Origin of the sequence: Synechococcales cyanobacterium T60_A2020_003 (assembly GCA_015272205.1) — a bacterium.
Classification (GTDB): Bacteria; Cyanobacteriota; Cyanobacteriia; order RECH01; family RECH01; genus JACYMB01.
Map to the genome: position 1 here is coordinate 1 of JACYMB010000250.1, position 22,429 is coordinate 22,429.

Here is a 22,429-nt window from a genome sequence, read left to right on the forward strand (position 1 = left end):
GGGGGAGTGGGGGAGTAGGGGAAGGAGGCCAGTGTCCGGCTATGCCTGCGGCGATCAGGAGAATGACACCGGGAAAGTAAACAAAGTTGTAGCGGAAGGCGCTGGTGAGATCCATGCCTGCGCCGTAGGTGATCAGCAAAAAGAGGGCGATCGCTCCCAAAACAAAGGACGTTAAGAGCGTTAAGACTAGATTGGCCTCTGGATCGGTTCGCCAGTTACGCCAGCCGCGCCATAGCAGAGGAATCGTGCCCAAGGTGAGAAGGGCTAATCCCACGGCGGCGGCGATCACGATCATGGGGCGATCGCTCTGAATCGGCAGTAAGTAAAGCTGGGTAATCAATCCTGCAATCAGTTGGCTGAGGGGAGTCAGCCAGTCAAGCCCTTCGCGATCGCTTGTGTAAATCCAGCGGGTCAGTTCGCTACTTTGACTCGTTTGAAAGGCGGGAAGCCAGACGAGTCCGCTTGCGAGGATGCCGAGGGCAACCCAACCGATGCGTCGTAAATTCTGACTTAGGTGCTGCTTTGAGATCGCTGGATCGGAACGATAAAGCCAGAGGATGGTGAGGAGTGCGATCGCTTCTGCGCCAATGGTTAAGGTAAAGAAATAGTGGGTAGCGATGCCCAACGCGTGAATCAGTGTCCAAAGCAGAACGAGTTTATAAGATATCGGATGATCAGCAACGAGCGATCGCCCTGCTTGGAGCAAACAAGCCAGAGCCGCCACAATCCACAGCATGGGCAGGGTGTAATGCCGTGCTTCCTGCGAGAGATAGATTGCAAAGGGCGATAGCGCTATGAGCAGAGCGGCAAGATGCGCCACTCGCCAGGCTCGAAAGGCAAAGCGACCTAGACTCAACATCGCTGGAATCAGGGCGATCCCAAACACAGCGGCGAGCGATCGCGCCACTGTTACCGATATCCAGGAATCATGGCTAGGGAAAAGATGCAACCACCAGTGGGTCAATACAAAATAAAGCGGTGGATGATTGCTTTCGCTCAATAAGTTTTCCACCACTGCGCTTGTAGAGGTGCCCGGTAGCACGCGCACAGGTTCGAGCAGCGTTTCCAAGGAAATCACCTGATCGAGGGGCACGGTTCGAAAACTGTGACCCAAACTGAAGACAAACGTGGCAAATTCATCCGTCCAGGGGGGCTTTTCCGAAAGATTTGTGAAGCGGAGTCCTGCACCGATCAACGTCCAAACGCCCAACCAAAGAGCCTGTTGCATGGGCAGTGAAATTCGTTTGAAGCTAGGAAAGGACATATAGAGTTACAGGCAACAGCACAACACACAGTACACTGAGAAGTCGGATGGCAAAATTCAACTCCGATGCAAATCTGCACAGGGGTCTAGCGTTCAGCCTCCATTATCTAATGAGTTACAAATCCAAAAATGGGAGGAGAAAACGGTGCGGGATATTCTCATTAGCTTTGGGATGATCGTAATTTGTCTGATTGTGCTGGTGGTCGCCCAACTGCGTGCGCCTGGTGGAGAAGCGATCGCCAATGAGTTGGGTACCCCGAACTCAGAGCCAACGGCTGAGGTGGCAACCTCTACCCTCGTTGCCCAAGCCGATGCTCCCAGCACCAGTGCAGCCGATCTTGCCCTTCCAGACTCTGCGGCTCCTGAACCTGCCGCAACTGAACCTGTAGAACCTGAACCTATGACAGAAAATATTATTACCACCGCTTCCGGTCTTCAATATATCGAGATCGAGGAAGGCACTGGGGCAACCCCCACCTCCGGACAAACCGTAACCGTTCACTACACTGGAACCCTCGAAGACGGCACCAAATTTGACAGCTCTCTGGATCGCAATCAACCCTTTTCCTTCCGCATTGGTCAAGGCCAAGTGATTAAAGGCTGGGATGAAGGACTTTCGACCATGAAAGTCGGCGGAAAGCGTCGGTTGATCATTCCGCCCGATTTGGGTTACGGCGCACGCGGCGCAGGGGGTGTGATTCCGCCGAACGCAACGCTGATTTTTGATGTGGAGTTGTTGGGAGTCCGCTAGCCTCGCGTCGTTTCTTCAGAATCTTTTTCGTTCAAGGACATCCGTTGGGGTGTCCTTTTGCGTGTTGCCGATTCAGCCCAACTGAATCGAAGTTCCGCATTTTCAGGGCTGTAGCTTTGTCCTGTCTTTCGTTAGGATCAGTCCCAGTTTCTATCAATACAGTCTATGAAACGTACTGGATTAAACTGGGCGATCGCCCCTATTGCTACTTTCAGCATTATCAGCGGGTTTACCTTGCCTGTCCTCGCGCAGGAACAGTCGGAGCCTGCCGACCCTCAGCAAACAGCCATCCAAATGCTAGAGGAAAATCCAGAACAGGTGATGGAGATGATGCGATCGCTCTTGCAAACGTACCCAGATTTAATCCAGCAACTGGAGCAGAATCCAGAGCAGACACAGCAGCTTTTGGATCAGAGTTCGGAGTTGATGGAGTATTTGCAGCACCATCCAGAGCTTGTGGAACAACTGCAACAGGTGCTTCAGGAGCAATAACCCTTGAGCGATCGCGCTTTTTGGCTAGCTTGGTCACAGATCGATGGGGTTGGCCCAACGCTAATCCTGCGGTTGAAACATTATTTTGGCGATCTGTCCTATGCCTGGGAGGCAAGCGTTGAGGATTTGGTCTACGTTGATGGATTTGGACTCCAAACGGCACAGGCTGCCGCGCAGGGGCGATCGCGTATCGATCCCTATCAACTGTTAGAGCAGCACGAACGGGAAAATCCTGGATTCTGGACACCCGCCGATCCAGATTATCCTAAGCTATTGCTGGAAATTCCCGATCCGCCTCCGGTGCTCTACTACGCCGGACAGGTCGATCGTCAAGAAAATCAGGGGCTGATTCCGGCGATCGCCATTGTGGGAACGCGCAAACCCTCGGATTATGGGCGTCGCTGGACACGGCGAATTGTAACGGCTCTCTGCAACGCAGGCTATCCAATTGTATCCGGTTTAGCAGATGGCATTGATACCGAAGCCCATCGCACCTGTATTCAGGCGAATGCCCGGACGATCGCCGTTTTGGGAACCGGAGTTGACGTGGTTTATCCCTATTCCAATCGCCAGCTCGCTCGCCACATTCGGGAAACTGGACTGCTCCTCAGCGAATATCCCGCTGGAACCCAACCCGATCGCGTTCACTTTCCACGCCGTAACCGGATCATTGCTGGGGTATGTCGAGCCGTTCTGGTGCTAGAAGCCCCCAGTCGATCTGGCGCGCTGATTACTGCCCGTCTTGCCAATGACTACAACCGGGATGTTTATGCCCTACCTGGTTCCCTCGACAATCCCCAAAGTTTGGGATGCCTGGAACTGATTCAAAATGGGGCAAACCTCATCTTGAGTGAATCAGCGCTTCTCGACCGACTGCGCGAAATTCCCTCGCTACAAGCGGCTTCAGGGACCGGTCAGCAGTTGTCCCTACTTGATGCGCTCGCGGAGACATCCCCCCAATCTCAGAGCCAAGATCCTGCTGCGGTTCTCAACCTATCCAGCGAACTCCAGACGATTCTGCACCAGATTCCCAAAGAGGCGATCGCCCTCGATCACATTGTGGCAGGTTCCGGACTCAGTACAGACGTGGTTCTGGGCGCACTCCTGCACCTGGAACTGGAGGGCTGGGTGATGCAGCTACCAGGAATGCGCTACCAGCGAGTCTGAAGATCTGAGGCTAGGAATCTTGAAGGGTGGTTTTCGAAACAATCCGGGTTTTCTTGCGATCGCTCTCGGATAAATCTTCACCCAACTGCAAGCGGGTTGCTGAGGTTTGGAGCACCGTAGCCGCACTTTGATCGCCCATTTGTAAAGCGGTCTTGGCTGCCGATTGCAGCATGGTTGCCGCCCCTTGGCGATCGCCCGCCTGCAGTTTTGCCTCGGCAATTTGGGTTTGACGATACTTTGCCAGGGCTAAAACATGCTGCTGCGCCGATGGGTCAAGCTGCGATTGGTACTGACGCAGAGCCGTTGCATTGACCCACACCGGATCGGTGAGCAAGCCTTCCTGACCCAACGCTGGATTATCATACTGCACCCGCAGTTCCGCGAGGGGATGCTCTCCCTCTGGCAGTTGATCAATATAGCAGTTTGCCAGCACGACCCGGGGCGCATCCAGCATCAAATCGCCCAGACGCACCACATAATGCCCCGCTTCTTGAATAAACGGCAGTTCAACGGTTTCAGGCGACACCTGGGCGATCGGCTTGAGTTCAGCAAGGCGCACCTGGGGACGGAGCGCAATCTGAAGATAGGCATTCGTCAACGCCACCGACTGGACACGAGTAAATAATCGGCTAAATTCCTGAACGGCTGCATCGGGATCTTGAATGTAGGACAAGGCTCCCCCCGCCGCATCAGCAATCTGTTCTAGCACATCCTGGTTCCAATGATCGCCAAAGCCCAGGGCATTGAGGGTCATATTATAGCTTGCGGCCAGTTTCGCCAGTTTTAAGCATCGGCTGTTATCACCATGCTCATTCTCGCCATCGGTGAGCAGAAAAATCTGAGAAATCGCGTCGCGCTTGCCTTTTGCGAGTTCCTCAATGCCTAGCTTCATGCCCTCGTCAATGGCCGTTCCCCCGCTTGCCCGTAATCTGCTGAGTTCAAGCTTCACATCACTGGGCTTATCCAGGGTTTGATTGGGGACAATCACTTTTGCCTTATGGTCAAATATCACGACCGAGAGGCGATCGCCCGGTGACAGGCTATCCACAATCCGGCTGGCGGCCTGCTTCACCGTTTCCATGGGCTTACCCCCCATCGAGCCGCTGTGATCCAGCACAAGGCAAAGATTTAGCGGCGCAGTCCGTCCCGACGATGGGGCGATCGCCGAAATCGAAATTGCCAATTGACGCTGACTGCTCGCCTGCGTCACGTCCAAATTCATATCGTTTAAGGCCGCTTGCAAGCTGACATCCATGACTTAAGGCTCCTGAGTGAAATGCGGAAATGATGCAATCACGACAACACTATACATGGATAACTTCAGCACCACCGCCAAGCTTTACGGATTGAAACCCTTTCAAAGACCCTTGAGGGGCGATCGCTTCCCTTTGCCCTACCTCCGACTACGCAGTTCGGAAATCCCACCGCATTTCCCTCAGCGACCACCACCATAGTTCCCAGCCTCACGCTACTATGTTAAAGACAACACACCGATTTCGGGCATCGCAGTTTCTGGGAATACGAGAAATTATGGTTCAGGCACCTTACTACGGCGAAGCCGCATACCGTACTCCACCTCCTGACTTACCGTCCTTGCTGCTGAAGGAGCGGATTATCTACTTAGGCTTACCGCTCGTTTCAGACGATGACATGAAGCGCAGAATGGGAGTAGACGTCACGAAGCTAATCATCGCTCAGCTTCTTTACCTACAATTTGACGACTCTGAAAAGCCAATTTATTTCTACATCAATTCGACTGGAACATCCTGGTACACCGGGGACGCCATCGGGTTTGAAACCGAGGCGTTTGCAATCTGCGACACGATTAGCTACGTGAAGCCTCCAGTCCATACCATTTGTATTGGTCAGGCGATGGGAACCGCTGCCATGATTCTCTCGGCAGGAACCAAAGGCTACCGTGCCAGCCTTCCCCATGCCACGATTGTGCTCAACCAACCTCGTACCGGAACGCGGGGTCAGGCCACCGACATCCAAATCCGGGCGAAAGAAGTGTTAGCCAACAAGATGGCGATGTTGGATATTCTGTCGCGCAATACTGGGCAATCCATTGAGAAGCTATCCAAAGATACGGATCGCATGTTCTACCTAACGCCTCAAGAGGCGAAGGAATACGGCCTCATCGATCGTGTTTTGGAAAGCACCAAGGACTTACCGAAACAAATTCCGGCGCTAGCTTAACTTTGCTCACCTCGTCGTCCATGGGATATTCCGTTGGCGCGATTGCTCAAACGTTTCTCGTTCTAATACTCCAAGCGCTATGCCTGTTGATGACATTCTTCGTGTCCCGTACAACATTCCTGGCACCCCTTACTGGCAGTGGGTTAACATCTTCACTCGCCTTAGCCAGGAACGGATCGTCTTCATCAACCAACCGTTGACGGATGGCGTTGCCAATTCGATCGTGTCAGCCTTGCTCTATCTGGATTCTCAAGATCAGAACAAACCCATATACCTGTACATCAATTCCATCGGTGATCCAATGGCGGCAGGGATGGGGGGCGTGGATATTGGCATGGTTTCTGTAACCGCAGGACTGGCCATTTATGACACGATGCGGCACATCAAATCTCCGATTTACACGATTTGTATGGGTCAAGCCGTGGGGATGGCTGCTGTATTGCTGTCTGCCGGAACCAAAGGCCATCGTGCCAGTTTGCCCCATGCGTCGATTGTGATTGATCATCCCCGGAGTGGATCACGCGGTCAGGCGACGGATATCCAAATCAACGCAGACGAGGTGTTGTCAAAGCGGCATTTGGTGTTGGAGATTTTGGCAGAAACCACAGGTCAAACGTTTGAAAAGGTGGCGGGCGATACCAATCGCACCCTTTATCTAACGCCCCAGGAGGCGCTGAACTACGGTCTCATCGATCGCGTACTGAGCCATTCGAAGACAGCCTAAGCGGGTGTCCCGATTGGTATTGTTTGCCCTACTAATGTTTCTTAAATTCCGGTAAAAAACTATGCCTATTGGTGTTCCTAGTGTTCCCTATCGGCTTCCCGGCGGTACTTACGAGCAGTGGATTAGCATCTACGATCGCCTCTTCCGGGAACGCATTATCTTTTTGGCTGAAGAAGTTGACGATGGTATAGCCAATGCCATTGTGGCTTACATGCTGTATCTGGATTCTGAGGACTCTTCAAAGCCGATCTATTTGTACATCAACTCACCCGGCGGCTCAGTAACGGCTGGCATGGCCATTTACGACACCATGCAGCACATTAAATCCGAAGTTGTGACCATCTGCGTAGGCTTGGCGGCTTCAATGGGAGCCTTTTTGCTGGCGGCAGGCACGAAAGGAAAGCGACTGGCATTGCCCCACTCGCGTATCATGATTCACCAGCCCCTTGGCGGTGTGGGTCGTCGGCAAGCAACCGATATCCAAATTGAAGCGACCGAGATCTTGCGGGTGCGTAAGCTTTTGAATGAGATCTTGGCTGGACGGACAGGCAAGAGTATTGAGCAAGTTGAAAAGGACACCGATCGCGACTATTTCATGTCTGCGCAGGAAGCCATGGAGTACGGATTGATCGATCGGGTGGTGGAAAACACCCAGTCCGCTGTTTAGGCGATCGCCCTTATACATTCCATAATCTTCGATCACCCTGGTTTCGTTGGAGGGCCAGGGTTTCCTTTGAAATCCTGATGAGCTTTATAGTTCTCCATACTCCTCCTGGGAGGGATGTGGTAATTTAAGGGGTGAAATCGGCGGAATGATGGAGTGTTCTGCTAGTTTGCGCGGATGAACGTATCGGATTGTTATCGCATTTTAGGGTTGAGAACAGGGGCATCGGCAGAAGACGTGAAAGCGTCCTACCGTCGTTTGGTGCGCCGGTATCATCCTGACGTGAATCCGCATAATCAAGAGCAGGCAAAGGATCGCTTTATTCAGCTTACGGAAGCCTACCGAGTTCTACGACAGTCTGTCCTCGCGACACCGCCCGTCCGAGAACCCAACTTTGCCGAGGTACGGCAACGATCGCACCCCGTCTCGCCTGAACCGCCTACCGTCTCTAAACCAGCGTCACGCCAATCGTCACCTCAGGCACCGCCCCCATCGGGATCGTCTCCGAGTTCGGCGTCTTCGTCCTCTCCGGCTGCCCAGCCCCAGGCGCGATCGCACCCTAGTTTTGAAACCGATCTATCGGAAGCTGACCAAGAGCTGAAGCAGAACGCCTATTATCAACTGCAAACATTGCTGAAAACCCAGCGTTTTCCGCGCGCGATCGCCCTTGTTGAAGGACTTGCCCAACGGCTTCCCCAGGATTTAGAAGTGCGGCAGTGGCAGGCGATTACCTATCAACGCTGGGGACGGCAGCTCGTGAGCGATCGCCAGTTTGATAAAGCCCGAATTTACCTGCAAAAAGCCCTCAAAACCGATGCTCGGAATCGCTCCCTTTGGACCGAGGTGCAGCGAGATTTGCGGTGCATCGATGAATATCAGCAAACGCCCCAAGCCACCCAGCTAGAGCGCTAGGATTTGGGCGATCGCCCCTTCCAACTCTTCACGATTGAGGGTGGTAATGATAAAGACCTCTTGGAAACTTTTTCCTTTGCGGGCAATGAGCTTAAAACCTCCACGAATCGGTGTAGAAATCTTCAGCTTAAGCTGGGGAATATTCGAGCGGGTGTGCCCAATAACCGCAGGCGTAACGGTACGAATCCCAGAATATTGGGTCAGCTTTTCCAAAATCGGAATTAATCCAGGAAGATGGGTCGAATGGTTCCAAACAAGTCGTCCGCTGGCCTCTGTCATCGCGAGTCTCCCTAAGCCGACTCCAACGGAGCCATGGTCAACCCTTCACGGCTAAGCTGCTGATGATACAGTTCGGCCTGTTCCTGTGGCCCCACCCACACAATCGCTTGCCCTTCGTAATGCACCTGATTTGTGAGCTTCCAGGCGCGATCGCTCGTCATGTGGGGAATGTACTTCATCAGACAGTTAGCCACATGCTGAAACGTGTTGAAATCATCGTCTAGCACAATGACCTTATAGTTAGGATAGGGCTGCTGAGTAACCTGACTGGATTTACTCGGCGCAACCGTGGGTGAGGCGGTCATTGAGATCCTGAGACTGGCAGACATGAAATCAACCTATTGCATCGAACAATGAATGTAACTGTGACGTACTCCCGACACCGATGCAAACATACGGTGCGGGCTTCTCCCACCGGAAGTGTTCTACCACTGGTTACCGGGTTCGAGCTTTTTATAGTGAGGAAGACGCCCAGCCCCACTGTTGACAATTTTTTCCACCAAGGAGGTTTGCTGTGCTGTTTCAAAAATGCTCTCTATTGCAACCTTGGAAACGGGAGACTTGCGGCCTAGGCCTACGGGTCGGTCAACTCCAGTTGTCGGTCGAAAGCGTACCTATCAGGGGAAATCAACCCTGCGATGCTTAGCCAATTATACCAGGCTGGCGGTTTGCTCGTCTCCCCTCTCCGCCGCCCCGCGATTGCTTGGCATAGCTGCAAGGGGGACTCGCAACCGCCCCGCTTTCATCCCGACACTCGCCTTCGGCAGAGTGCGGGGCTTTCACGGAGAATCTAAAACAGAGACTCTACAGCATTGCTCCAAAGTCTTAAGAAAATGTAAGGTTATTCGACATTTTACCCCACTATCCCTGCGTCCTTGCACAATCTCACCCTTGAAGCGTTCATCATGGATTACAGATACGAAATCGAAGCATAAGCCTGTTCCTGTTGTCCTGTGACTATTTTTTTCCTGCTACTCTTCTGTTTTGGTTTGGTGGTGCTTGCAGCCTATGGCCTAAGCTGGCGCATGAACCGTCTGAACAGCTTGCGATCGCACTCCATCGTAGCGGTTCAAGGCGTAGAAGCTCGCTACCCAAATTTACCGCTGCAACAGTACGGCATTGCGTCCCGGCTCAATTCATCCTCCGGGCGGGTACAAGTTCTATTCCCCAAGCTGACGGAGCGGGGGGACGTGGAGTATTTATTCTCCTGGCATTACATCCGTGATGTGACTCCTGTTGATCCCGATGCTATGCCTCTCGACGCTTTTCGCCGCGATTCAACATTACACACCGCGTGCGAAGTGCTGCCCGTCATCCGGGATCATTTGGAGTTTGAGCAGGATGCACTGCACCTGAATGAGCAACTGCGACGATTAGACCGTCTAGCCGACCTAGTCGCGACCTCTAGTTTCTATGGGGATCAGGTTGAAATCTATGAACGGGCGATCGCTGAGGTGGATACAGCCCTACTCAAAGCTCGCGATCTTCACAAACTCTACGTCCGATTGGTACGCGAAGCCCTCATCGGTGTCCAGATTGCTGGCTATGATCCCTCCAATATTCGGAGCGATCGCCTCACCTTTGAGTTAGAACATCAGCGCTTACGCGAGGAATATCGCCATCTCAAAGATTTAACCGCAGCCTATACAGACTTAATGTTGGGCGATCGCGCTGATTTGGATGCCCATCCCGCCGCCTCTAACCCTAACTCTGAGGACGAGACTTCTCCTAATTTCCCCCCTGATGAAACCCAGGACGATCGTTGAGGGTCGCGCCTCTTATGTTCTACGGGCGTCACATTACCACGCCCATCCCAGGTCTTTTTGGGGCACCCTCCCATCCTTAGAAACCTTGGGGTTTGCTTGCTACGCTGGAAGGTAGGTTTCATTAGTTGCGTATCAATGTCCTAAATTCCAGCTCCAGATCCAATCACAGATCCAATAATTGGAATTGCTCATGGTGCAACCCATCACCCATTCAAAACTAACAACTCAAACCTCAAACCTCAAAACTGGTATCCCAGGTTGCATGACTCCTTCCACTGCATCTCACCCTTGGCACTATGCCTTTGGCCGACAGCGCAACTGGCAATGGCGAGGATGGCGCGTTCGCTATACCTACTATCGCTCCCAAAATTCTGGGGAGGCCGATTCGGCCCTACCCATTTTGATGGTGCATGGATTTGGTTCCGCGTTGACCCAATGGCGACATAATGGGCAGGTTCTCAGCCAGCATCACCCCGTCTATGCCCTGGATCTGGTGGGCTTTGGTGGCTCCGAGAAGGCATCGGCTCCCTATAAGGTCGAGTTTTGGGTGGAGCAGATTTTTGAGTTTTGGGATACGTTTATTGGTCGTCCGGTCGTATTGGTCGGCCACTCGCTAGGTGCATTAGTCGCCTTAAGTACGGTGGTGGCGCATCCGGCCTTGGCGCAGGGACTCGTGTTGATGACCTTACCTGCCTCGCGCCAAGAGATGTTGCCGGCCTGGGCATCAGCTATAGCTGGAACGATGGAGCGGGTCTTTGCAAATTCATGGGTGGTGCGCCCGCTGTTTCGACTCATGCAGCAACCGAGCATGATGCGCCGTGCCCTAAATCTTGCCTATACCGATCCGTCACGCGTAACCGACGAACTGGTTGAACTCTACTGTATGCCCACCTGGGATCGCGGCGCGGCTCAAACCCTCGTACGCCTCTCTAAAGCGGCAACCCATCCTAGCTACGCTCCAAACACCATTCAGCTTCTCGATCGCTTAAACGTGCCGACCTTAGTACTGTGGGGAGAGTGCGATCGCATTGTTCAGTTGAAAAACCGACAGGTCATTTTTGACCATCACCCCTGCATGGAGCTTCGTACGGTTCCTGACGCTGGGCATTGCGCCTATGAAGAGAGTGCTGACGTGGTTAACCAAGAAATTCTACATTGGGCGCGAACAGTGAGCAGCACCGTAAACAGCGACAGGTAGGCTCCAATGTGGAATCTGGCCTTCTAGCCTACGTAGCCCTGATGGTCGGGAAAGGGCTTTTGTGGATGATCGGGTCGTTGACGCTGCACCATCCGCCTGCGCCAACTGCGAATGCTAGCCGCCGTGCGGGCAATCGGCGGCAGATAAGCGTTGGGATCGTGATAGTCAGACAAATCAGTTGGACGTGCCATTGTATTCATACAGGGAGCAAGGCTATCGAAGTGATCCTCAAGCTCTAATGCCCGCAAAACTTGCTCTGTAGTGTGGTAGCGCTCACGAGGGGAAATTTTCAGCATCTTGTCCAGAACCTTGGCAAAATGCGCTGAAACATTCACTTGTTCTTGCCATAGAATCTCACCACTATACGAATCATAGTCAAACGCAAGGGGAGGATGTCCGGTGAGCAAAAATAGGCAGGTGACCCCTACGGCATAGATATCACTGGCGTAAATTGGACGGAGGGATAATTGCTCTGGTGGGGCAAAGCCGACCGTACCCACGAAGTTCGTTGCCGGACTGTTGTCATCTGTGTCGGGTTCAGCAAACTGGGCTATTTCTTCTTTGACCGCTCCAAAGTCGATTAGCACTAATCGGTTGTCATCCAAGCAGCGAATGATGTTGGGAGGTTTGATATCACGGTGAATGACCTGATTGCTATGCACAAAGCTGAGAACCGGAAGCAGTTCCCGCAGACATTGCTTGACTGCTTCTTCAGTCATAGGACCCTTGCTGCGAACTAGTTTGGCAAGGGTAGCTCCCTTAACGTATTCCTGGACGAGAAAAAACTCATCGTCTATCTGAAAGTAGTCCAACAAGCGAGGAATTTGGGAATGACTACCCAACCGACTCAAAATAGACGCTTCTCGTTCAAAACGCTCGCTGGCCTTACATAAGATAGACGGGTTATCCACTTTGGGGCAGAGGTGTTTGATGACACAGAACGGCGATGCAGGGAGCGCTTCATCCTTGGCTAGGAAGGTAACGCCAAATCCTCCTCGACCTAGCATTTTTAGGACTTTGTAACGATCGCGAAACAATTGGTTGGTGCCACACAGTTGTCCCAAACGGGTTTGGTGTTGGGCTGAAGATCGCCGTTTCGAAAGGGTTGCGATCGAAGAATCCATCTACGTAAAACCTAAGTGATTTTATGAGGAGTTTAATAAATTGAATGCGCGGATTGGGTGTATTTAAGGTTTGCTTTATGGTAACTTCAACGGCCACTTCACTTAAATCGGAAATCCTCGGATCTTCGTAGAGCTTCGTTAGGGGAATCAGATTGGCTCTACGAGAATACCGTTGACCGTTGCGCACCTTGCTCTGGGCTAGAGGCGGGATCAATGCCTATTAAGGGCTACAGGGTTTGTATCCATCGAGCCTTAAGGCGGGTTTTAAGGCGATCGCTCAGGGGCATTCGAATCTGACGAATGCTGCTGGATAAATTCAGCCAGCCACCGCTTTACATAATAGGTTGCCCAACAATCATCTTCGTTATAACGAAGGATCGCATCTAAATAGACGCGATCGCCCGTTGCTTGCCACTGATCGTACCAACAGATTGACTGTGCCCCGTTGGCCTCAGAATCTCGCCATTGAAACCCAATCCAGCGGGCAATGTGCTTCAGCGCGTAGCTTTCAACGGGCAGAACGGCAACCCGGGTAATCCGTTCGTGGATGTCCACAAAGCGCTCGAGGAGGTTCTGAATATCTGTTTCGGGCATATGATGGGCGATCGCCAGTTTCCGAATAATTTGAGCTTCGTAGGGACAGAAATGGAAAATCGGTGCATTGGGATAGCGCTCAACCAACTGGAGAAACTGCTGCCAAATTTTAGGTTCCTCTTCAACAGAATTAGCCCATAGGGCGTGGAATTCATCTTGGTGGGATCGGTGGTCAATGACCAACACACCGTGCAGATAGGTCAAATTATGTTCCGGAGCGGCCTCAATATCGAAGTAAAGCTCGACATCTGCGGAGGGTAAATCCTGAGGGGCGAGCAGGGGTAAATTTTCCTGCTCATCGGGATCCCAATAGGGCAGAGCCACTTGACCGACCGTCGCTTTGGCTTGCTGAATGAGCCGCTGAGCCACCTGGGGGCCAAACCCCGGCAATCCTTCTAACGCCTTGACGGAGAGCGCGGATAAATCTTCCAAACTCTGAACACCCAGAGCTTGAAGGTGCGTATAGCGACTAGGGGTGACACCGGGCAGTAGGGACAAATGGTGCTCGGATTGGGCGATCGCGTAGCAGTGCGTGTACCACTGGCAGAGGTCACAACGGCTATGGGCGATGAAGACCTCTGGTTCCTCTGGGTGCATCAACGTTTGAATACAGCCTTCGAGGGTTTCCTCCATTCGAGGCAGCATGTCATCGAGGGATACCGCATAGGCGCCTCGCTGCCGCAAAATTAACCAGCCGTGATCGGGCAATCGGCCTTGCAGTTCGGACAGCAAATAGGACTGAAAGGCAGCGACCACTTGATAATCGGCTTTCGGGCGTTTACCCAACTTAATATCAACGGGAACATAGTGCCAGTTGCCCAATCGGGATGGGGCGTCTTGGCGGATGAGAAGTTTAGGGTAGCTGACTAGCTGCACATTGCCCCGCGATACGTGCAAAACGCCATTGGCAATCCGATCGACACCTTGCCCCATTAAATCCAACGTGGCAGCCGCACCGTTAACCCAATCATGACGAGGATAGGGAACGTGATGTAGGGGTTGATGTTGGTCGAGTACCCAGCGTTGATGCTCTAGGCTATCTTGCCTCAGTTTTAAAGAGTAATCACTGGGTTGATCTTGGTAGCGTTGATCCCCATACAGGTCGAGAAATGCACGGCGCGAACACCGTTGATAACTCAGCAAAACTTCGTCTGTGACCACAATTGTATTGAGATCGCTTTCAATCTGCTCAAACCCATGAAGAACGGTGAGCGATCGCCCACCTCGAGCATCCATATGAACGGTAGCATCAAATTGTGACCGAGCATTCCAGGCTTGAATCGGACTGATCCCCGCACTATTTGCCATTCCAGTATCCGGGGCCGAGCGTCCTGCCTCAGCCCCTCCGTAGTGGAGTCGGTGGAACTCAGGCGTCAATATCTTCCGTGCAGGGCTTCTTTGGATACCTGCACCCTATTTGGAGCGTCTTCATAATGGATGGAAGCAAATTTTGCTGCCGCATATAGTCCGCATGCAAGCTCTTGTTGCTAACTACTTTACAATATTTTTCGTTTTTTATGGTTAGAGCCGCTTTACATCCTAGGGAATTCGGTAGCGCAGAACCGTAGGTCGTGGACTTTTTTGACACGATACACTTGGACATAGGTTGTCACGTCTATAAGTCATAGGGCGCGATCGCCTGTCTCACGTCGTAGGAGCGCAGACCATGGAACGAGGGCTGATGTGGTTACCTTTGCTGGCGTTGTTCCTTGGGCTAGCTTGGGCCGGATGGAATGAATACCAAAAAGTGGAAGCCTACAAGCAGTGGGCAACGTCTTACAATCGTGCCAAGTACGACATCTACGCCGCTCTTGGACAAACGGGCAATATCCTAACCTGGGGTAAACCAACGCGGCGCGGCGTGATCGACACCCACAGCCTTTCCCTGCACGATGTTTCCTCAATTGCGGTACGGGTGGGCGATCGCACCCTCGCCTCAGCAGATCTTGAACCAGCCCCACCCAGCGATCTCAAAGGCCGTGCTGCCCTGGAATTTCACATGAAAACCGCTCAGCCCACGGTCACCATTCCGTTTACGGACGTGACGCTTGCAACCCAGTGGGCGATCGCCCTTGACCGGGACTTAAGGAACATTCAGGAGTCCCCATCAAATGTGGGTTAGCGAAACTCACTAAACTTTTCTAAATTTTGAATGCCTCACGGGTTCAATTTTTGGGATGGGAGGTTTTACACTTAATCATCACCCCATTGAACGCTAGCTGTGGGCGATTGCGTTTAAGCCTTTTCGATATCCTTGCTGTGCCATTGAATGCCATGAGTCCCATCGCCGCTATTTCAAAATCAGATCTCGATCGCAGACGTTCTCAACTGCGGAAGCAACGACGGTGGAAGTTGCTGAGAGGCATGTGGCGCACAGTCGCGGTGGCAGGGATTGCGGCTGGCGTCGTGTGGGTGGCGCGGCTACCGATTTGGCTGTTGCAAAGCTCAGAACAGGTCATAATTGAGGGCGAGGAAGTACTAACTGAAGACACCATTCGCTCACTTTTGCCAATTGCCTACCCCTATCCCTTGGTCAAGCTCAGACCCCAGGCGATCGCGGCCCACCTCGAAGCCCAGGCCCCGATTGCAGATGCAGTGGTGATTCGCCATATTTTTCCCCCTCGACTTGTGGTGCAGATTCAAGAACGCCATCCTGTAGCCTTACTAGTATCTGCTAATACGCCCGATGTCATTCCTCGACCTCAAACCTTACCTACAGGTGCGTCCACGCCTCCTTCTGCGTCGATGCCCATTGAGCTCTTGGATGAAAAAGGATTTCGGATGTCCTTTGAGAACTACGTCACCCTAAATAAGTTTGCCAAACTGCCAGATCTGAGGGTCATTGGCATGCAAGAGCAGTATCGATCGCAGTGGGAAACCATGTATCAGTCCATTCTGCACAGTCCTGTTAAGATTTCTGAAGTCAATTGGCAGGAACCAACGAACGTCATCTTAGAAACGGAATTGGGATCGGTTCATATTGGGGCATATACCGATGCATTTCCTCAACAACTCCAGATTCTTGATCAAATGCGCCGCGTGCCAGAGCAACTTGATAGTCGTCAAATTGACTATATTGATCTAACACAGCCTGATGCACCACTTCTGGAGTTGGGAACAAATTCAGGCTCAGGAGCTTGGTTATTTAAGGTGGAGGGAGAGCCGTAGTGCGCGGAATGAGTCGTATCTAGCCTCAAACGAGGTTTTCAGGGCAAATTGGTTGGTTTGATGAACAGCAAAATGCATCTGCTCTCAGTTATGTATAGCGCTAGCCATACCGACTAGAACCGGGTGCAGGGGGTTCACCCCTACGGGAAGGCTACGCCCCCCCTTTGTCCTAACTAACTCCCCCACTGCTATACAAGGGGATACTGTGGATTAGAATCTGAAGAATTGTTTGACAAATCAACGTACAAACTTGCTGCGCATAGTAACAAATGGAATAGAGATGAGGTTAGCCATAGCAAGGCTTAAGAATCATTAGGAGATTCTGTGCTGTTATTGGTTTTTTAAGCAACTTACCCTATAGTTATCTAGAGTCTCACTAGGGCGCGATCGCAGAGTCTATTATTCTTAAAAGGTCTTACATATTTTTTGATATCAAATTTAGGAAGTACAGACGATAGGTTGGGAGCTAGGTGACTGATCAAGAACATTCAAACAACGAAGAATTACACACAGTTTCAGTATCGATGAATGCTTCAAATCCGTTTACAGGTTTCAGTGGACTGAATTCAAGCCAGTTGCACGACAATAGCAGCGATTCCCTGGCGGATGAATCCAGGAGTGGTGAAATTGTGCCGAGTAGCATAGCCAAGATCAAGGTGATTGGAGTCGGTGGTGGCGGTTGTAACGCCGTTAACCGCATGGTCTCCAGTGGTGTCATAGGTATTGAGTTTTGGACAGTCAATACGGATGCTCAAGCTCTGAAGCATTCATCCGCACATAATTGTTTGCAGGTGGGTCAGAAAGTGACCCGGGGGCTCGGAGCTGGCGGCAATCCTGCCATTGGGCAAAAGGCAGCGGAAGAGTCACGAGACGAGATCTCTAGTGCCCTTGAAGGATCTGATTTGGTGTTCATCACTGCAGGCATGGGGGGGGGAACCGGAACTGGAGCTGCACCCGTCGTTGCTGAGGTCGCAAAGGAGGTGGGGGCACTCACCGTAGGGGTGGTGACCCGTCCCTTCAGCTTTGAAGGACGCCGCCGCACGAATCAAGCCGACGAAGGAATTGAAGCCCTTCAAAGTCGGGTCGATACCCTCATTGTGATTCCAAACGATAAGCTGCTGTCGGTCATCTCAGAGCAGACCCCAGTGCAAGAGGCATTCCGGGTGGCGGATGATGTCCTGCGCCAAGGGGTGCAGGGAATTTCAGACATCATCACGATCCCAGGGCTGGTCAACGTTGATTTTGCCGATGTGCGGGCAGTGATGGCGGATGCCGGGTCAGCATTGATGGGAATCGGGATCGGTTCCGGTAAATCGCGTGCCCGTGAAGCTGCCATGAGTGCAATTTCTTCGCCGCTGCTAGAGTCGTCGATTGACGGTGCGCGGGGCGTAGTCTTCAATATCACGGGGGGTAGCGATCTCACCTTGCACGAAGTGAACGCCGCTGCCGAGATTATCTATGAAGCGGTGGATCCCAATGCCAATATCATCTTTGGTGCAGTGATTGACGAGCGGGCTCAGGGTGAGGTTCGGATTACGGTCATTGCGACTGGGTTTAGCGCCGAGGCTCCGGCTCCTCCCGCAACGACGACGACGAGAGTGGCAACGCCCATGAGGCGATCGCTCTCAACGCCAACGCCGCCGCCAACGTCTTCCCCCTCGACCGAACCACGGAAATCCCCTCCAGGTTTGGATATTCCGGAATTTTTGCAGCGCCGTCGCCCTAACCGTTAATGACTTCTGGGGGCGATCGCCCAATCCAAAACCTTGATATTCTCGACACTGGGAGGAGCGATCGCCCCTCCCACTTTTGTATGACTTAGTAGGGTACACGTCTAGGGTTGGCGATCGCCCACAGACTGAAGATGGGCTACAGGTGCTGTTTGGCGAGGCCGAACCACCAGCGCACCGATGAGATAGCCGATGGTGCAGACAGCGAGCCCGTACACATTAACGCCCAGATCCACCGCATACTTGCCGCTACCGAGCGCAACCCAAGACGGAAACAGCGACGTGCCCAACGCATTTTCCATCACCCGCACCACTCCAAAGACGAGGCCGGGAATAAACGCGAGGTAGAAACTGAGGCGACCTGCCGAGGGGATGAAGGACAGCAAAAAGATGGGGGCAAGTCCCATCACCATTGTGCCGCTGATCGTCGTTGCTAAAATCACCGCAGGGCCAACGCGATCGCCAAGGTAAACGCTCAGGAGCGGTACGTTCCCTAGAATGCCCGCCGCAATGATCGCCCATCGACCAATGTAGGCTTGTTTCTCCGTTGGAGTTCCCTGGTGATTGTGCCAGTCCCTTGCGACCAATTTTGCCACGCTGGAAAAGGTAGAATCGAGCGTGGAGCCTGCACTGGTTAGCATGATGGCGTTGAACACCAGTAGCATCGGTAATCCAAACAGAGCCGGAACCGTGAGGGGCGGATGACCTTCAATGCCAAACGTTCGACTATACAAACCTACCGTGCTAAAGAGCAGGATGAATCCACCGCTAATCAATCCGGCCAGAATAAAGCCACGCACCATGACACGAGGCGAGGTGATGAAGGCGCGATCGGTCAGTACCGGATCGTGAAACGGATAGCTGAACACTTGCACGAAGGCTAAACCACAGAAGGTGAGTCCCGCCAACTGGGTGTCTTGGTCTACCACGGGCAGTCCTTCAGTAGCAAGACCGGGGGTGAGGGCAGCCAGAATCACAACCAGTAGCATGGCAGCCAAAATCATCTGGGCGCTGTCGGTTAATAGGCTACTCCGTAACCCTCCCAAAAGGCTGTAGTAGATCGTAAATGCAGTCACAGCGATCGCCGCAATCCAGTATCCCGCACTACCTTCTGCCCCAAAGTAGAGGGAGAAGACTTTCGTATTTGACCAAACTTCGTTGATGAGGCGAATGGCGATCGCCATCAGGAACAGCTTGGCACACAACGCTCCGTATTTGCTGACCAAAAACTCAGGGATCGACCGATGCCCCCCACGCACCCGCAGGAAGTAGAGGGCGATCGCGGCAGTCACGAAGCTTAAATAATAGATAGCGTAGCCAATGCCGCCCAATACACCAAAGGTTCCGGCTAAACTAGCGGCATTATCAATCGATTTTGCAAAAATCCAGGAAATAGCAGCACTGGCAACCAAGAGCCACAAGCCCGGAGCTTGCCCCGTGTGGGACTCCCCAGAGAAAAATTCGGTGGCAGGTACGCGATCGGGGGTTGTCTTACGGACGACCCGGTAGATCAGCAACCCATAGCCAAGTAACAGCGTCCACGTTAAGCCAGCAGACGTAATCATGCGAGTTTCGATGCTCCTCTAGGACAAAGACTTTCGTGTGCTTACGATATCAGTCCTGCCCCATATATAGATTAGGAAACACTGAGAATGGGGGTGAGTTATTCAGCTAGGAACTAGGGGTGGAGATAGCTGGATACCAGTTTTGAGTTGACGATATGTTGTGACGTCGGAGATTCCCGTATTGGATGGGTTCCGTAACGGGTATATAAGATGCCGTTAAGGTTCCCCATCATCGCTGGGAAGGCTGGGTTGGCGGGATTTGAAGATGACCCATCCCAAGCCTAGGATCGCTAGCGGAATTAAAGCGATCGCCACTCCCGAAGAAAACTTTCTGCCGTTTGTCTCCGGCGTCGATTCGGAATCCCTTGGGGCTGCCTCTGAAAGGGTGGTCGGTGTAGGTGCAGGGGCACTCGGGGCGATCGTGGCAACGGTAACATCAAACCGCAGTTCAAAAGGCTGAAAGGTGGCCGCAGCGCTTGGTTGTCCGGTAATGACCAGTTCATAAGCACCGACGCCTGGGAAGGTAATCGTTGCACTGGGAACGTTTTCGTATCCTTCGACGGAGAGCGGCGTGAGGGCAGGGGTGGCGATCGCACCATCGTTTTCTCCAGTGCCCGACACCGCATACACCGTTAACTGACAGTCGCAATCCGAAAGGGGAATCGCTTGCCCTCCCCGCTGAGTTAGGGCAAACCAGGCGAGGGTTGGTTCGCCTGCGCGGGGAGCATCGTTAGGCTCCACATGAACCGTGCCGCCTACATCCTTACTGATTTCGACTTGATGGGCGATCGCCTTGATGCTGCCCAGACTGAGGGTGGTACTAATAGTTAGAAAGGTCAGAATTTGAAGCGGCTTGAATAGACGAGTCATGATCTCTTGCAGTACCAGAATTGGATGGATGGATTTGGAAAAGATTGAATCTGGGCGATCGCACTAGCAACACGCCCAAAACGGCGATCGCCAGTCCAGCGGTGCAGGCGTAGTTCACCCAGGTAAGCTGTGCCCGACCCAGGTAATGGGTTCCTATCAGGAAGCAATGAGCAGCACAGAAGAGGAGGGCAGGCACACAGAGCCAATGTAGCCCCTTCCAAAGACGACCCAAACGAGTCTGCGCCCAGTCAAAACTGGTGAGCGCTGCCGGAGTCATCAAGCCCAGGGCGATCGCCCCAGATACCAGGCCAAGTTGATGACGGAGCACCATGAACGCGAAGGCCTCTAGATTCCAGCCCCAAAGATGATCCATCATGTGGGCACTGTGAGCTACAGCCAGTACAAACGCACTGACCCCAATGGCGCGGCGATATTGTAAGGGCTGGATCCCAAGCGATCGCAGGGGGCGAGCTACTAAGGCCAAGATGAGTAACCCTAGTGCTAGGTGTCCGGTGGCATCCACCATCACATCCCCCGTGCGCATCAGGGTTAAAAGACCGATGGTGAGGGTAATCCAGCCGCCCATGCGAAATAGCTGACTGCGGCGATCGCGACTGAGCAAACTGGCCGAAATCCCGACCCCCAGCATCGTGGGCAATGTCCCGATCCCAAAGGCCAGCATCGTTGCCATTCCTAGCATTGCACTGCCCGTTTCAGCGGCTTTAATCTGAGCGACGTAGAGAAAACCACAGGGCATTAATCCCCACACCATCCCCAGCAGCACCGGAGTCCACCACTGGGTCATGAAGGAAAGCTGCATCATGCTGCGACTGAGGCGATCGTGCAATGTCCCGCTTGCCATCGGATTTAGGAGGGGAATCATCGGCAAGAGCTTGGGATTAATCTGTACCAGACCGAGCCAAACCAAGGAGCCTCCGGTCAGTAAAGCCACAATTCGCCGCACCGTGCTACCGACTCCTGCCAGTTGTCCGCTAGCCATCATCAGGGAACCGAGCGCACCGATGCCCAAACCGACCAAGGCATAGCTCGCAATCCGCCCCAGATTCAGGGCAACGTGAAAGAAAATTTGTTGGTTTGATGCCTTCGCTGCGTTGGGCTGGTTTGATAGGCCAAACGCCACCGTCAGCGGGCCACACATGCCTGCACAATGACTAAAACTTCCTAGAAATCCTAGGGCTGTGATTAACCAAAAATCAAGCACGGATGCACAAACGGCCTGCGGGGTGGCGATGATTTAGACAGGATTTGCCGCAATGGATCCAAAGACCCAATGCCCTATCAATTCTAGGGGGATGGCGGGACTTGGAGGACTTCAACATCCTGGATTACCTGCCCATCATGAACTAATTCTTCATGGGTATTGGCATTGAGCACCACGCTGACATCGTAGGTGCCGGGAGGCAGCGGATTCAGGTAGTACCAGTTGCCGTAGAGTCGGGTGATTTTTTCACCGTTGATGAACAGGTGGGCATGACCTTCTGTAGGTAACGTTGATGCGTTGACCCGTTCGGGTGCGAAGGTAAAGTTTGTAACTTGCACTTCCAAGTTCCATCCCTGCATGGCATCCGGATGAATGATCAAATCAACGCTCGGAACAGCGACTCCATCGGGAATTTCCATGGATTCATGGTGATGCTCATCGGGAGCCATGTCCATACTAGTACTGGGGGAATGACTAGTACTGGGGGAATGGGCATCAGCCTCAGGATGGGGATCTGATGACTCATGGGCAACGGTGAAAAATGCATCGGGGACAGGTTCGGCTAGGGCGATTGCACTCCCCAGGCCAGGAGTCATGCAGGAGGCGATCAAAGCAAATCGTAGTCTGGAGATCATCAGCAGTCGGCGACGTAACGGTTGACAGTGAACGGTAGACTCTTGTGCAGATAAAAAATCGCCTTGGAACTCCACCATTCCAGAGTTCCAAAAGCGACCCTACAC

The 22,429-nt window shown here is 52.8% G+C and carries 22 protein-coding genes; 12 read left to right on the forward strand and 10 right to left on the reverse strand.

Annotated features, from left to right (window positions below; all coding sequences use genetic code 11):
• The coding region (locus tag IGR76_12400) for a glycosyltransferase (protein MBF2079288.1) at positions 1 to 1,228 on the reverse strand (1,228 nt) is incomplete at its 3' end.
• Positions 1,229 to 1,409: 181 nt separating this feature from the next.
• Between IGR76_12400 and IGR76_12405 the strand changes: the two genes are divergently transcribed.
• The 3 genes from IGR76_12405 to dprA all read left to right on the forward strand — a co-directional run bounded on the left by IGR76_12405 (position 1,410) and on the right by dprA (position 3,674).
• Positions 1,410 to 2,015 (forward strand): FKBP-type peptidyl-prolyl cis-trans isomerase, encoded by a 606-nt coding sequence (locus IGR76_12405; protein MBF2079289.1) that lies wholly within the window; start codon positions 1,410 to 1,412, stop codon positions 2,013 to 2,015.
• Positions 2,016 to 2,180: 165 nt separating this feature from the next.
• On the forward strand, positions 2,181 to 2,507 hold the full coding sequence (locus tag IGR76_12410; protein ID MBF2079290.1) for a hypothetical protein: 327 nt from the start codon (positions 2,181 to 2,183) through the stop codon (positions 2,505 to 2,507).
• 3 nt (positions 2,508 to 2,510) lie between these two features.
• Complete coding sequence (gene dprA, locus IGR76_12415) at positions 2,511 to 3,674, forward strand: DNA-protecting protein DprA (protein ID MBF2079291.1); 1,164 nt, start codon at positions 2,511 to 2,513, stop codon at positions 3,672 to 3,674.
• 10 nt (positions 3,675 to 3,684) lie between these two features.
• Here dprA and IGR76_12420 read toward each other — a convergent pair whose 3' ends face one another.
• Positions 3,685 to 4,929, reverse strand: coding sequence for a VWA domain-containing protein (locus IGR76_12420; protein ID MBF2079292.1), 1,245 nt, complete (start codon positions 4,927 to 4,929; stop codon positions 3,685 to 3,687).
• A gap of 275 nt (positions 4,930 to 5,204) precedes the next feature.
• On the opposite strand from IGR76_12420, the gene IGR76_12425 reads away from it, so the two are divergent.
• The 4 genes from IGR76_12425 to IGR76_12440 all read left to right on the forward strand — a co-directional run bounded on the left by IGR76_12425 (position 5,205) and on the right by IGR76_12440 (position 8,173).
• A complete protein-coding gene (locus IGR76_12425; GenBank protein ID MBF2079293.1) occupies positions 5,205 to 5,873 on the forward strand; it encodes an ATP-dependent Clp protease proteolytic subunit in 669 nt (222 codons plus the stop codon).
• Between the two features lie 79 nt (positions 5,874 to 5,952).
• A complete protein-coding gene (locus tag IGR76_12430) occupies positions 5,953 to 6,597 on the forward strand; it encodes an ATP-dependent Clp protease proteolytic subunit (protein ID MBF2079294.1) in 645 nt (214 codons plus the stop codon).
• Positions 6,598 to 6,658: 61 nt separating this feature from the next.
• Positions 6,659 to 7,264 carry an ATP-dependent Clp protease proteolytic subunit gene (locus IGR76_12435; GenBank protein MBF2079295.1) on the forward strand — a complete coding sequence of 202 codons (606 nt, stop codon included), beginning with the start codon at positions 6,659 to 6,661 and terminating at the stop codon, positions 7,262 to 7,264.
• Positions 7,265 to 7,438: 174 nt separating this feature from the next.
• A complete protein-coding gene (locus IGR76_12440) occupies positions 7,439 to 8,173 on the forward strand; it encodes a J domain-containing protein (GenBank protein MBF2079296.1) in 735 nt (244 codons plus the stop codon).
• Here IGR76_12440 and IGR76_12445 read toward each other — a convergent pair.
• A complete protein-coding gene (locus IGR76_12445; GenBank protein MBF2079297.1) occupies positions 8,162 to 8,452 on the reverse strand; it encodes a metal-binding protein in 291 nt (96 codons plus the stop codon). The genes IGR76_12440 and IGR76_12445 overlap by 12 nt on opposite strands.
• Positions 8,453 to 8,463: 11 nt before the next feature.
• Positions 8,464 to 8,757: an ATP-dependent Clp protease adapter ClpS gene (gene clpS, locus IGR76_12450; GenBank protein MBF2079298.1), complete on the reverse strand. Its 294-nt coding sequence runs from the start codon at positions 8,755 to 8,757 to the stop codon at positions 8,464 to 8,466.
• 648 nt (positions 8,758 to 9,405) lie between these two features.
• On the opposite strand from clpS, the gene IGR76_12455 reads away from it, so the two are divergent.
• Together IGR76_12455 and IGR76_12460 are read left to right on the forward strand one after the other, a co-directional pair.
• Positions 9,406 to 10,218 (forward strand): hypothetical protein, encoded by an 813-nt coding sequence (locus IGR76_12455; protein ID MBF2079299.1) that lies wholly within the window; start codon positions 9,406 to 9,408, stop codon positions 10,216 to 10,218.
• Between the two features lie 262 nt (positions 10,219 to 10,480).
• Positions 10,481 to 11,416: an alpha/beta fold hydrolase gene (locus IGR76_12460; GenBank protein MBF2079300.1), complete on the forward strand. Its 936-nt coding sequence runs from the start codon at positions 10,481 to 10,483 to the stop codon at positions 11,414 to 11,416.
• Positions 11,417 to 11,439: 23 nt separating this feature from the next.
• Here IGR76_12460 and IGR76_12465 read toward each other — a convergent pair whose 3' ends face one another.
• Together IGR76_12465 and IGR76_12470 are read right to left on the reverse strand one after the other, a co-directional pair.
• A complete protein-coding gene (locus IGR76_12465; protein MBF2079301.1) occupies positions 11,440 to 12,540 on the reverse strand; it encodes a serine/threonine protein kinase in 1,101 nt (366 codons plus the stop codon).
• A 264-nt stretch (positions 12,541 to 12,804) separates the two neighbouring features.
• Positions 12,805 to 14,298 carry a TM0106 family RecB-like putative nuclease gene (locus IGR76_12470; protein MBF2079302.1) on the reverse strand — a complete coding sequence of 498 codons (1,494 nt, stop codon included), beginning with the start codon at positions 14,296 to 14,298 and terminating at the stop codon, positions 12,805 to 12,807.
• 502 nt (positions 14,299 to 14,800) lie between these two features.
• Between IGR76_12470 and IGR76_12475 the strand changes: the two genes are divergently transcribed.
• From IGR76_12475 to ftsZ, 3 genes are all read left to right on the forward strand, one after another.
• The gene (locus IGR76_12475) at positions 14,801 to 15,256 is read left to right on the forward strand and encodes a hypothetical protein (protein ID MBF2079303.1); all 456 of its coding nucleotides are present in this window, start codon (positions 14,801 to 14,803) and stop codon (positions 15,254 to 15,256) included.
• Positions 15,257 to 15,408: 152 nt separating this feature from the next.
• Complete coding sequence (locus IGR76_12480; GenBank protein ID MBF2079304.1) at positions 15,409 to 16,302, forward strand: FtsQ-type POTRA domain-containing protein; 894 nt, start codon at positions 15,409 to 15,411, stop codon at positions 16,300 to 16,302.
• A gap of 524 nt (positions 16,303 to 16,826) precedes the next feature.
• On the forward strand, positions 16,827 to 18,035 hold the full coding sequence (ftsZ, locus tag IGR76_12485; GenBank protein MBF2079305.1) for a cell division protein FtsZ: 1,209 nt from the start codon (positions 16,827 to 16,829) through the stop codon (positions 18,033 to 18,035).
• Positions 18,036 to 18,136: 101 nt separating this feature from the next.
• Here the strand turns inward: ftsZ and IGR76_12490 are convergent, their stop codons facing one another.
• The 4 genes from IGR76_12490 to IGR76_12505 all read right to left on the reverse strand — a co-directional run bounded on the left by IGR76_12490 (position 18,137) and on the right by IGR76_12505 (position 22,402).
• Positions 18,137 to 19,597: a Na+/proline symporter gene (locus tag IGR76_12490; protein MBF2079306.1), complete on the reverse strand. Its 1,461-nt coding sequence runs from the start codon at positions 19,595 to 19,597 to the stop codon at positions 18,137 to 18,139.
• 216 nt (positions 19,598 to 19,813) lie between these two features.
• Positions 19,814 to 20,467: a hypothetical protein gene (locus tag IGR76_12495; protein ID MBF2079307.1), complete on the reverse strand. Its 654-nt coding sequence runs from the start codon at positions 20,465 to 20,467 to the stop codon at positions 19,814 to 19,816.
• A complete protein-coding gene (locus tag IGR76_12500) occupies positions 20,418 to 21,689 on the reverse strand; it encodes a sulfite exporter TauE/SafE family protein (GenBank protein ID MBF2079308.1) in 1,272 nt (423 codons plus the stop codon). The genes IGR76_12495 and IGR76_12500 overlap by 50 nt, the downstream gene beginning before the upstream one ends.
• A gap of 83 nt (positions 21,690 to 21,772) precedes the next feature.
• Entirely contained in the window at positions 21,773 to 22,402 is a 630-nt protein-coding gene (locus tag IGR76_12505) for a hypothetical protein (GenBank protein ID MBF2079309.1), read from the reverse strand.
• Between the last annotated feature and the right edge of the window lie 27 nt (positions 22,403 to 22,429).